4 protein-coding genes are annotated in these 11,832 nt (G+C 45.0%); all 4 read right to left on the bottom strand.

All coding sequences use genetic code 11. The annotated features are described in order from the left end of the window. Window positions 1–287 precede the first annotated feature (287 nt). Window positions 288–575: a hypothetical protein gene (locus tag CVV21_07585; GenBank protein ID PKL91437.1), complete on the bottom strand. Its 288-nt coding sequence runs from the start codon at window positions 573–575 to the stop codon at window positions 288–290. Window positions 576–819: 244 nt separating this feature from the next. Further along, window positions 820–3,465 carry a hypothetical protein gene (locus CVV21_07580; protein PKL91436.1) on the bottom strand — a complete coding sequence of 882 codons (2,646 nt, stop codon included), beginning with the start codon at window positions 3,463–3,465 and terminating at the stop codon, window positions 820–822. A 415-nt stretch (window positions 3,466–3,880) separates the two neighbouring features. Continuing rightward, on the bottom strand, window positions 3,881–6,859 hold the full coding sequence (locus CVV21_07575) for a hypothetical protein (protein PKL91435.1): 2,979 nt from the start codon (window positions 6,857–6,859) through the stop codon (window positions 3,881–3,883). A gap of 399 nt (window positions 6,860–7,258) precedes the next feature. Then, the gene (locus CVV21_07570) at window positions 7,259–11,344 is read right to left on the bottom strand and encodes a hypothetical protein (protein PKL91434.1); all 4,086 of its coding nucleotides are present in this window, start codon (window positions 11,342–11,344) and stop codon (window positions 7,259–7,261) included. Window positions 11,345–11,832: the final 488 nt, after the last annotated feature.

Genomic DNA, 11,832 nt, shown 5'->3' with positions numbered 1-11,832 from the left:
GTTAATTCGTTTTTGGACAAAAACAAATGAATAAAGTTGTGATGATTATAGCAGAAAAATTGAGGAAAGAGAAGCGGCTAGGCAGCTAGGCAGCTAGGCAGCTAGGAAAACATGAGGGACGGTTTAAAGCGTGAGGGACGGAAGTGTATCGAGAATCGAAATTCGAGATTCGAAATTTGATAATACCAACATTCACCTATCCCATAGGTAAAGACGCGGCCGGATGTATGCCTTTATTTATGGGATATGGGATAACAGGTTATGGGATAAGGTTTTCATTCTAACCATTACTTCATTATTATCATCTTATCCACTTTACTTCTGACCTCTGTTGCATTATCTTCCGAGATCAGGACAAAATAATACGTCCCGTTGGACATTGTTGACAGCCTTCTTCCGCTTATCGCGCCGATATTACTGCCCGGGTGGCAGTTTTTTGCTATGTCCGATTCTTCCAACAACCTGAAAGCTGATGAATATAATCTTATCTTTACCACAGCCGCGCTTTTGGAAAGGTTAAACTTTATGCCGGCGTAAGGATTTTTGGAAGCGTTATATGGGTGCGGGAAAACCATTACATCCGTAATCTTCTGTTTATCCCCTTCCTGTATCACAGGGGTTACAGTATATGTAGGCGTTGGAATTGTTGGAGTTTGAGTGAAAGTATTTGTCGGCGCTGTTGCTGTGCTTGTAAATGTATTTGTAGATACTGTTACTGTACTTGTAAACGTATTTGTAGGGACTGTTACAGTACTTGTAAACGTATTTGTAGGGACTGTTGCAGTATTAGTAAATGTATTTGTCGGTACAGTTGCCGTGTTAGTGAAAGTATTTGTCGGAACAGTTGCCGTATTTGTAAACGTCTGTGCTCGTAAACGTATTTGCAGGTGCAGTTGCTGTGCTCGTAAACGTATTTGCAGGTGCAGTTGCTGTGCTCGTAAAAGTATATGTAGGTGCAGTTGCTGTGCTTGTAAACGTGTTTGTAGGCACTGTTGCTGTGTTTGTAAACGTGTTTGTAGGCACTGTTGCTGTGCTTGTAAACGTGTTTGTAGGCACTGTTGCTGTGTTTGTAAAGGTTGATGTGTATGACGCAGTATGCGTGTAAGTGGATGTGTTGGTATAAGTGTGCGTGGGCGTTTCCGCGGCACCGCACGGCGCGCCAAGGGTTACTTCGCCGAAATTTGAAGGGTTCTGCCAGTTGGTGCTTGTGCCGTTCCACATCAAAACACCTTCCCTTTCATCGCCGTCCTGGTCATAATTTACGCCTACGTCAAAACCCATTACCATGCCTTCAAAAGGGGTAACTCCCAAATCGGCCCATGGCACATCAATTTCAACCGTGTAACCTCCCACAATATAGCCGTAAGCAGCGTAAGCGTTTCCGGGATCACCGCTTTGTTCCCTTATTATACCTTCGACGTAGCGCACGCTGAACTGATAATCATCAGCGTCGTATGTTGTGCTTTTATCATTATTAACATCAAGGTAAAGTTCAACCGAATCGTCGTTATACCATTCTGTGCCGGAATCATTGTAAAGCGCGCTGTCAGTAATCTGCACGCCAAGGGTAAAACCATAATCATCATACCGCACTTTATAACGCGCGGATACGGGCGCAGGCATTGTACCCGTAACCACTTTTAAAACCTCAGTCCATTCCCCTGCCTGCCAGAAAGCTTCATCCAGGCTTCCGTCAATTATCAAAGATGGCCCGGAACAAATTGCCACAGGTAATACAACAGTGGGTGTAACCGTGAATGTATGCGACGGCGTGTACGTATTTGTCTGCGTAGCCGTATTTGTGAAAGTATATGTGGGGCCGTCGGGCGTATTTGTATTAGTGGGCGTGAATGTGGGTACTGACGGATTTTTACAAAAACCCGCAAGCGCGTAAACAAGCGCTCCCTGCCAGTTTATAGCAATTTCATTTGAGGCATATGAATCCTGATTATCTGTCCAGTACATAGCGGCACCAAGGCCTGCCGGCATTGCGGTTAAAGCGGGGTCGCCGCTGTTGGTTCCGTTAGAACCGCCTACAAGATATCCCGGCACAGGATTTGTTATACCATCCGCGCCGGACGTCCTGTCATGCGGGTACATCGGAGGGCTTGTCCCGATTCCCGTTACATATGAACGCCTGAAAGGGTTTCTTCCAAGAAGATATCCAAGCGAATCAAGCGCTGTATTAACATAGTTAGCGTTGGGCGACACCATATTGGCAATCTGAAGCAGCATTGTCTGCCTTGCTACCGAACCATTGCAGCCCCAGTAAAAATTTGTGCCCAAAGGCCTTGAATACGCGTGATTATTTTTCTTTGTAACTATAGTGTTTGCATCGGCAATCAAATCAGCCTGTATATCATTTACAATAGCTGTGTTCTTGCCTGTCCTTGTGCACATCAAATACGTGTACATGCCCAGATTTTTTACGTTGCCCCAGTCAAAATCCTCATCCGTTTTATCGGAATAAGCATTTGCCCTGTTATCAAGGTCTGTCTTTGCATTGGCATCACCTGTCGTGGCCCACATTTCAGCTGCAGCCCATAGCCTGTCGTCGCTGTCTGTTGTCCCATATCCTCCGGTTGTAAATGCGGACTGATCCGGGTTTTTATTCGCCGTATTTGTGCGCAGAAAATTATAACTTACCCATGCCGCGTCAAGGCATTTCTGCGCGTACACAGGGTCATACGGGTAGAAAATTCTGGCAGCCATTGCGCACATCGCCACAAAATCAGCGGTAGCCGCAGAACCCCAGTCAACATAATAGCGGGTTGCGGTTTCTGTTTCCGGCATTATAAAACCGCCGAAATTCAGGGTGCTTAATTTATGGGAAACTTTACCGGAACCGTCCGGATACTGCATTTTTAAAACCCAGTCCATTTCCCACCTTAATTCTTTCAGAAAATCAGGATACGCCGATACATTATACTCCGGATAACCTGCAACTGTATTCGGCATGTATGTAAGCGGGATATTGTTCAGTACGCTTCCGTAATGTTCCCACGCCATGAAGAACATACCCATTGTTATGCCTGCGTTAACTATATATTTGTTAAAATCTCCGGCATCATGCCAGCCGCCTTTTCCGTCCCTAATATTGCTTCCAAATCCTATGTAGTTCTGATTCGCGTCATTTGTATGGCACGCGCCGTGCCCGAAAGTCTGCCCGTTTGTAACAGCGCTGACAGCCATTCCGCAGCGCCAGTAATACATGGATTTATAAGAAGTAATATAAGCATCATTATATACATTATCCGCTATAGTAAAATTAACCGACCTGCCGACGCCGGTCACATCAACATAATAGGTGCCGGGTGTTGTAAAAGAGGTAAAATTAAGTTTATAAACAGTTTCATTGGAATCAGTTGCATTAACCGGCCCGGTGATATTAGCGGCGGTTGAAGAAAAAACAACAGCGTTTGTTGAAGCCCGAAACCGCCGTAGAGACCGACGCCCCTTTGTCATTTGCAGGAAGAAATCCCACAGAATTTACCCTAACCTGAGAATCCGCAGAGAATATAAACGACGGGATTAATATTAAAAGCCCTGTAAGTAATTTCAGTATCCCTTTTTTCATAAAATCATTCTCCTGTTCTGTCATTTGTAATAACTTAAATATAATTTTTTATGTATTAAGCCCTGGTAGCCCCGCCTTTTAATACCGAGCCTATTATTACATTGCTCGGTATTATGCGCGTGTTCTGTTTTAAAACAAATCCAACTGCCGCGGGCTAAAGACCCGCGTCTACCAGGACAACAAATGCCTAACCACAGCTGACTGCCGCACCCTAAAGGGTGCGCCTACCATGACAAAAGACTCAAGCCGAGCTGCCAAGCTTTCCAAGCCTCAAAGCATCCAAGCCTCAAAGCATCCAAGCCTCTATTTTAAAATTATCATCTTCTCTGTCCTGCTTCTCACATATCCGTCCGCGCTATTACCTTCCAGTACAAAATAATACGTCCCATTTGCAAGATTTACAAATTCCCCTGCCGCTATTGCGCTCTTCTTTCTTCCGGGAACGCATGCCGAAGAAACATCAACTCTCTTTAACAGCCTGTAACCCGAAGAATAAATCTTCAGCTCAACGGAGTTCATGCTTTTGGTAAGGGTAAATTCAAAATATACGTTCCCTTTTTTTCCAAAAGGAACCGGATAAACATCAACATCTTTAATTTCGGCTTTTTTGCCTTCAGTAGCAACCGGCGTTGGCGTACCTGTAAACACAACAGTTACGGTTGCCGTAAAGGTATATGTGGGGGTAAAAACAACGGCTGTTTCAGTATAAGAAACGGTAAACGTATGCGTGGCTGTCGGCGGCACTGACGTGAACGTATTTGTGGCCGTATTTATAAACGTCCTTGTAAATGTATGCGTGGCTGTCGGCGGCACTGACGTGAAAGTGTTTGTGGCCGTATTTACAAACGTCCTTGTATATGTATGCGTGGCTGTCGGCGGCACTGACGTGAACGTATTTGTGGCCGTATTTATAAATGTATTTGTTATTGTGTGCGTAAACGTATTTGTGCTTCCCGGCGGAGGCGTGTTTGTAATTGTGGCGGTATTTGTATTGGTGGCGGTATTGGAATTTGTAAATGTATTTGTCGCCGTGTTTGTGAACGTACTTGTGGGCGGAACAGGCGTAAATGTATCAGTTGCAGTATGCGTATTTGTAAACGTATTTGTTTTTGTAAATGTATTTGTTATTGTATGTGTAAACGTATCAGTGCTGCCCGGGATAGGTGTTTCCGTAACAGTCGGCGTGTTTGTCTTTGTGGCAGTGTTCGTGAATGTGTTTGTCGGCGGCACAGGCGTGTTTGTTTTTGTGGCTGTGTTAGTTGCCGTATTTGTAAATGTGTTTGTTGCAGTATTTGTAGCCGTTTTAGTAAACGTGTTTGTAGGCGGAACGGGCGTATTTGTCTTTGTGGCTGTGTCAGTAAATGTGCTTGTTGGCGGCACAGGAGTATATGTCCTTGTAGCCGTATTTGTAAATGTGTTTGTGGGAGGTACCGGCGTATATGTCCTTGTCGCCGTATTTGTAAATGTGTTTGTGGGAGGTACCGGCGTATATGTCCTTGTAGCCGTATTTGTAAACGTGTTTGTGGGAGGTACGGGCGTATTTGTCCTTGTGGCTGTAAAAGTATGAGTAATTGTCGCGGTAAAGGTGTTTGTCCTTGTCGCGGTAAAAGTATTCGTCCTTGTAAAAGTGTGCGTGAATGTTTTTGTAAACGTATTTGTATGCGTCCTTGTGGCGGTAAACGTATTGGTCCTTGTGGGAGTGTTTGTCACAGAAGCCGCGTTTACAATTTTTATCGCGTTAATAAGCCCGTTATCAACATCAGCAGGCATTGATATATTAAGCTGCCCGTCATTTACGGTAATATTGACCGTTACGTCATAAGCATTGTTATATCCCGCCACCGCGTACAAATCAAGGTTGTTTACTACAGTATTGTTTTCCGCTACTATGTCAAATATCCTGCTTCCGTTTCCGCCTGTCGTGTTTCCCCAATAAGATTCACACATTTTAAACGTAACCGAATATGTCCCGTTAGGAATATCAAACCTGTATTCCACCGGGTCCGCATAACGTTCAGTCTGATACAGCGTGTCATCTGTGGTATTGCCAATTGCCACACTTCCCCTGCTTACAACCGTACCACCCACATATCCCCAGCTTCCTGCCGCGTAAGCTTTATCAGCCTGCCATACGCCTTCCGCATTTGTATACTGCGGCCCGGCACAGTTGACCAACAAACTTGCAAAAGGAGTGGGCGTTCTGGTGGGTGTAAACGTAGGCCCGCCCGGTGTTATTGTTTTTGTAAAAGTGGGAGTCTGCGCGTTACACGCTGTCCAGTTATTCGGATTCGTCTGAATCTTGCCTATTATATAGTTACCCGCGGTTGTAAACCTTGGCGGGTTGCTGAGGCACGACCCTGCCTGCAGATACGCAGAAGATTCGTTTTTATCACACCACGACCACCCTGCCCAGCTTATTTTCTGACCGCCTGTATTGGCTCCGTCAAATATGTTTAAAAAATTCGTGGCGTTTGCAGTGTCAATTGCGCCGTTTCCGCTTGCATCGCTTATGCCCCACTCTGTACAGAAAATTGGAAGTTTATCGGTAAAGGGCGTAACTAAGCCGGTGGAATGTGATGCGGCATAGAAATGAAACGTGTACATAATATTTGTATAGTTTAATTTATTATTTGCAACATCAGTACCAAGCTGTGACCAGTTAGGCGTACCTACTATTATTATGGTGTCAGGGTCATTTGCGCGGATTATGGGGATTATGATATTCGCGTAAGTCTGAACAGTTGACCACGAAACGCCGTTAGGTTCGTTGCAGATTTCATATATTACGTGCTTTTTATCTTTATGCCTTAATGACATTTCCGCGAAAAAAGTTTTGGCCTCATTAATATGAGCATTAGGATCGCCCGGCGTAAGCATATGCCAGTCAATTATCACATAAATACCCCGTGCTTCGCACCAGTCAACAATTGTATTTACCATATTAGAGTATTTCGTTTTATCAGTCAGGTATCCGCCTTCATCAACATACATAGCAGCCCTGAATACATCAATTCCAATTGTATTAACCATATAATCCATAGTGGCGGTATCCAGACACTGACCAACGCCGTACCACTGAAGCCCCATGCTGGACATTCCTTTTAATTGGACCGGATTTCCGCATGAATTGGAAAGCTGATTTCCGACAAGCTTAAGCTCGCCGTTTTCAGATACAGGCGTGGCATATAATAAAGGAATAAAGATAAACACCATTAATAAGGCGTTTAAAGATTTTTTCATTGAAATCTCCTCTTTTTTGCATGGTATTTTAAGCCATTTCATAATGAAAAATCACGTTCCTGTATATTACCATACTTTTGACAGTTTTAACGTTAAAAAGTTGCGGTTAAATGTTTAACAAAGGACTGCAGCTAAGCAGCTGGGCAGCTAAGCGGCTTGGCGGCTCTGAAGGTTTGGTATTGGTAGATGTGGGTTTTTATCCCGTACTGTTTAGATTTAATTGTTGCGATTTTTTTTGTTTCGTACGCATAGTAATAACGTCGTTATAACAGAGGCAGAAGTCGTTTTGTTTACAACCAAGTTCAACTGTCCCGCCTGCTTTCACTCGCAAGCTCGCTTCATTGCCGGGATTTCCGCTTCGCAGGCTTGCTATAACCGCACCCTGAAGGGTGCGCCTACCAGATCTAAACTGAGCTTCTAAGCTGCTGAGCTGCCTAGCTGCTATTTTAAGACAATCATCTTATCCGCTTTGCTTTTGGCTTTTCCTGATGCACCGTCCGCTGTCAGGACAAAATAATAAGTGCCGTTTGAAAGATTTTTAAAATCTTCTGCGCGGGTATGCGCCCTGTTCAACCCTGCCGTAAATACTCCTTCAAATTCAATATTTTTCACAAGCCTGAATGAAGATGAATATATTCTAAGCGACACTCCTGCGGCATTCTTCGCAAGTTTAAATATGACAAAGGGTCCTGCCGGAGAAATTTTAGAATTATAAGGATTTGGATAAATCATAACTTCAGAAATTATCTGTTTTGCGTCTTCCGCGATAATGGAAGAGGGAGTATTTGTAATCGTGGCTGTGGGCGCCGGAACCGTTGCCGTTGCCGTATGCGTATCAGTCGGAATAACAGGTGTACTTGTAGCCGTGTATGTATTTGTAAACGTATGCGTGTGTGTATGTGTAGCGGTATCAGTGTTTGACGGAATCAGCGTTTCTGTGGGAGTGTTAGTGTTTGTACTTCCCGGCGGAACCGTGTTTGTTTCCGTAAAAGTATTTGTGGCGGTATAAGTGTTTGTATAAGTACTTGTTTCAGTGGCCGTATGCGTGTGGGTATTTGACGGAATCAGCGTTTGCGTGGGGGTGTTAGTGGACGTGCTTCCCGGCGGAACCGTATCTGTTATTGTTGCCGTGTGCGTGTAAGTTGAAGTGTATGTGAACGTAAACGTTTCCGTGAAAGTACCTGTAAAGGTCGGAGGCACTTCGGTATAGGTCTGCGTTGCCGTATTTGTAAATGTGTAAGTATAAGTATATGTGGCGGTATGAGTATCCGACGGAGTTGATGTAATTGTGAAAGTATGCGTGTTTGTGCTGCCCGGCGGCGGAGTGTTTGTAATTGTTGCGGTATTTGTGTCTGTCGGGGTTTCCGTATTGGTATGCGTTGCCGTATGTGTATGCGTATATGTGAAAGTGGATGTATTTGTATTCGTATAAGTATATGTCGCGGTATCAGTTGCGGTATGTGTATTTGTGGGAGGCTCCGGTGTATTTGTGGCGGTATGTGAACTGGTATGCGTATAAGTATATGTGCTTGTGGCGGTATCTGTTGCCGTATAAGTGTTTGTGAAAGTGGATGTGGCTGTCGCAGTATCGGTATTTGTGTTCGTATGTGTGTTTGTCGGAGGCACCGTATTTGTATATGTGAATGTAGGCGCCGGGCCCGCGGGGATTATTGCAATGGCGCGGAAGTTGGCGCTGTCAACCGCGGATGAAGCGGTTATATTTATCTGCCCGTCCGTAATTAAAACATTTGATATAATTACATCATACGCGCGCATTGCTCCGGGAGCTGATACATATAAGTCAAGATTGTCAATTACAGTTACTCCCTCCACACTTACGTCAAAAATCCTCTCCCCTGCCGCGTTGAACCATGTTTCAGCGAACTTAAACGTAATATCATAATATCCGTTTGGAACGGTAAAAGTATATGACGGGTTTCCGTACCTTTCGCTTTGATAAAGCGTGTCATCTGTTGTGCCTGCAATCGCGTCAGTTACAGATGTGGCAGTCCCGCCGGTAAACCCATAATCCGCAGCCCATGTGTTCCCCGCGCCGTCAAGATAAGCCGCGCCTCCGCAGTTTACGCGTATCGGAGTGGGCACAGGCGTGTTTGTAGGCGTTTGTGTGCTTGTGTAAGTATTGGTATTTGTAAACGTACATGTAAGCGGATAGCATTCGCTTGTGGATGTATTTGTAAATGTAGCGGTTGCTGTCGCGGTATTTGTGAACGTATTTGTGTTTAAAGGAGTGTATGTATAAGTGGCGGTTGGAGGGTAATATGATTCTATCCGCAGCGCGTTTAAAATACACATTTCGGTTACCTGCGTAAGGTCAATGTTCAGTTTTCCATCTGTTAACAATACCGGATAACTTCTGTCAACCGCGTATGCCTGGCTGTTATTAACGGCATAAACGTCAAAAGACGATTCCACAACCTGCCCTTCAAGAAGTATATTAAACAGCCTGGCATTGGCGCTGTTTACAAACATTTCATTAAATTTAAGCGTGACAAGATACCAGCCGTCTGCAAGGTCAAAAGTATAAGAAAGCGCCGCGCCCCATCTTTCCGTAAGATACAAAACATCATCTGTTGTGTTGTTTACAATATTTCCAAGCGCGGTACGGTCGCCGGTATTTGCGGGTGTGTTATAACCCCAGCTTCCCGCTATATATGCTTTGTCGGCAAGCCAGACATTTCCGCCGGTGGTTACCTGAGCCCCCGCCACATTTACCCTTAAAACATTTATCGGCGTGGCAGTGACAGTCGGTGTGCTTGTCTGCGTAAAAGTACATGTAAGCGGGTGGCATAAAGACGTGGGGGTATTGGTAGGCGTATTTGTAGGCCCCGGCGTCGGAACAAAAGCCGCAAGCACATAAGCGTACGCCGCCATCCAGTTTATTGCCACTTCGTTGGAAGTGTAATTCCCTGCATCATCAACATAACATTTTGCCGGCGCCCCTATTGTATCGTAATATTCATTTGGCCCTCCGGCAAGAATCCCGGGCCAGGGCGGCGTAATTCCATCCGCGGCAGACGGCTGGTGATGAGGCTGGTTCGTGTAAACCTCGCCGACGTAAGTAAGATAAGATTTATTCATGGCGTTTCTGCCAAGGATATAATGAAGCACTTCTTCCGCGGCGTCTTTATAAGTATCATCTCCGAATATTTCCGATGCCGCAACAAGCCGTATCGCCCTGTTTAAAGCAACAGAGTTTGAGCCCCAGTAATAATCGCCGGAGTTAAGTACAAACTTATACCCGTTCGTTGACTGCACCCTGTTCCTGAACGTGTTAACCTGCGGCTGAAATAACGTTTTCATAGCGTTAACCACGGTGGTATTTACCGATGGCTGTTTGGACTGCATATATGACATATAAGCAACGGGATGAAGTTCTTTCCAATCATCGCCAAGGTCAGACATTAATGTAAGCGTTCTATCCGTATAATGCGCGGCAACATAAGTATTATACTGCGCCTCGCCTGTGGTGTTAAACAGTTCAACCGCCGCCCATAACCTTTCATCACTGTCATCGGTATCGCCGTAAATTCCGCCCATACTGCCGTCAGTAAAACCGCCGGCCGGGACAATATTGGGGTTTGCCTGTAAAAAAGCCCACGCGTTTTGTGCGGCTGTCAGGCATTCCGCGGCGTACGCGGCGTCATACATATCAAAAACGCGCGCCGCAATTGCCATTACAGCCGCAAAATCCGCGGTCGCGGCGGAAGATATTGCAAAGATATACCTTGTATCAGTATCTGACGTCGGCATAATATTCTGAGGAAAGCCGTTTGAAAGTTTGTGGAAAACACCGCCGTTTGTGTGCTGCATTTTTTTATGCCAGTCAAGGTTGTATTTAATTTCGGTCAGAACGTCAGGCAGCGCGCCGCCGGAATATGGAAGCCCAAGATTAATGTGTTCAAGCGCATCGTAATATTTTTCGTACATAAGAAGAAGCTCGCCGTTTGTTACGCCGCAGTTTAAGGCGTACTTGCCGTAATCGCCGGCGTCGTGCCAGCCTCCGGTTGTATTCTTTGTCCCGTTTAATCCGGTTGAACCCGCGTAAGTTCCGTCATTTAAATGGCACGCGCCGTGGGTAAAAGTGGTTCCCCTGTGAGTTAAGGTTACAGATGCGCCGCAGCGCTGCCCGTAAAATCCCCGCATAAGAGTGGTTAAAGTGTCAGTATGAATGGTATCGGATATTCTAAAGTTATAAGATTCGCCCAACCCTGTTACCGCTACGTAGTATTCGCCGGGTGTTGTAAGCGCGGAAAAATCGCCTGTTTTAACAGAATCACCGGACGCGGCATCGGCAACAGCCGCCGAAAAAGTGCCGGTAAATACAGTTGTACCGCCCGAAACAGTTTTAACGGTGAATGATGTAGCAGAATTCCCGACAAGAATTACATATTTATTACCAAGGGTTCTATAACCCTCCATGTCCACGCGGATGGCATTATTTTGTGCGGAAAAAATATTAACTGTTATAAACAAAACGGCTATAGTCAGCAATGTTAGTTTTTTCAAGTGCCGTTTCTCCTTAAATTATTCTTTTTGCGGTTATCACATTTAACAATTATTTTGACAAATTTAAGCGTTTAAAGTTTCGGTCAAAGTGCAATTCTGAAACGGTGTTTATTATACTAAAACAGGGATAGATTGGCAATGAAATAAGGGAGAAATACGGCAGCTAGGCAGCTAGGCGGCTGGGAAGCTGGGAAGCTGGGAAGCTGGGAAGCTATAAGACATATCAGAGATAGATGATAAAAGCACGGAATATATTTAAGACACCTTGATGGTTGGATGGTTGGAAGTTTCTTTGTGCCTTGGTAGACGCGGGTCTTTAGCCCGCGTTGTTTTGATTATGTTTTTATATAATTAATCCGTTTTATACTGGTTCTATTCTATTTAAAATATTCTTCATATTAACAACCAACTGTCCCGCCCGCTTCAGATTGCAAGCTCGCTTCATTGCCGGGATTTCCGCTTCGCATGCTCGCTACAACCGCACCTTA

It is taken from the genome of Candidatus Goldiibacteriota bacterium HGW-Goldbacteria-1 (assembly GCA_002839855.1).
GTDB lineage: Bacteria > Oederibacteriota > PGYV01 > PGYV01 > PGYV01 > PGYV01.
The sequence above is the reverse complement of the archived record's forward strand: the minus strand, read 5'-3'. Positions and strand labels throughout refer to the sequence as shown.

Excerpts from the sequence above, each read along its gene's own strand:
- CVV21_07585 (PKL91437.1), bottom strand. The coding sequence starts at position 575 with ATGGTTTTCCCGCACCCATATAACGCTTCCAAAAATCCTTACGCCGGC.
- CVV21_07580 (PKL91436.1), bottom strand. The coding sequence starts at position 3,465 with ATGACAAAGGGGCGTCGGTCTCTACGGCGGTTTCGGGCTTCAACAAAC.
- CVV21_07575 (PKL91435.1), bottom strand. The coding sequence starts at position 6,859 with ATGAAATGGCTTAAAATACCATGCAAAAAAGAGGAGATTTCAATGAAA.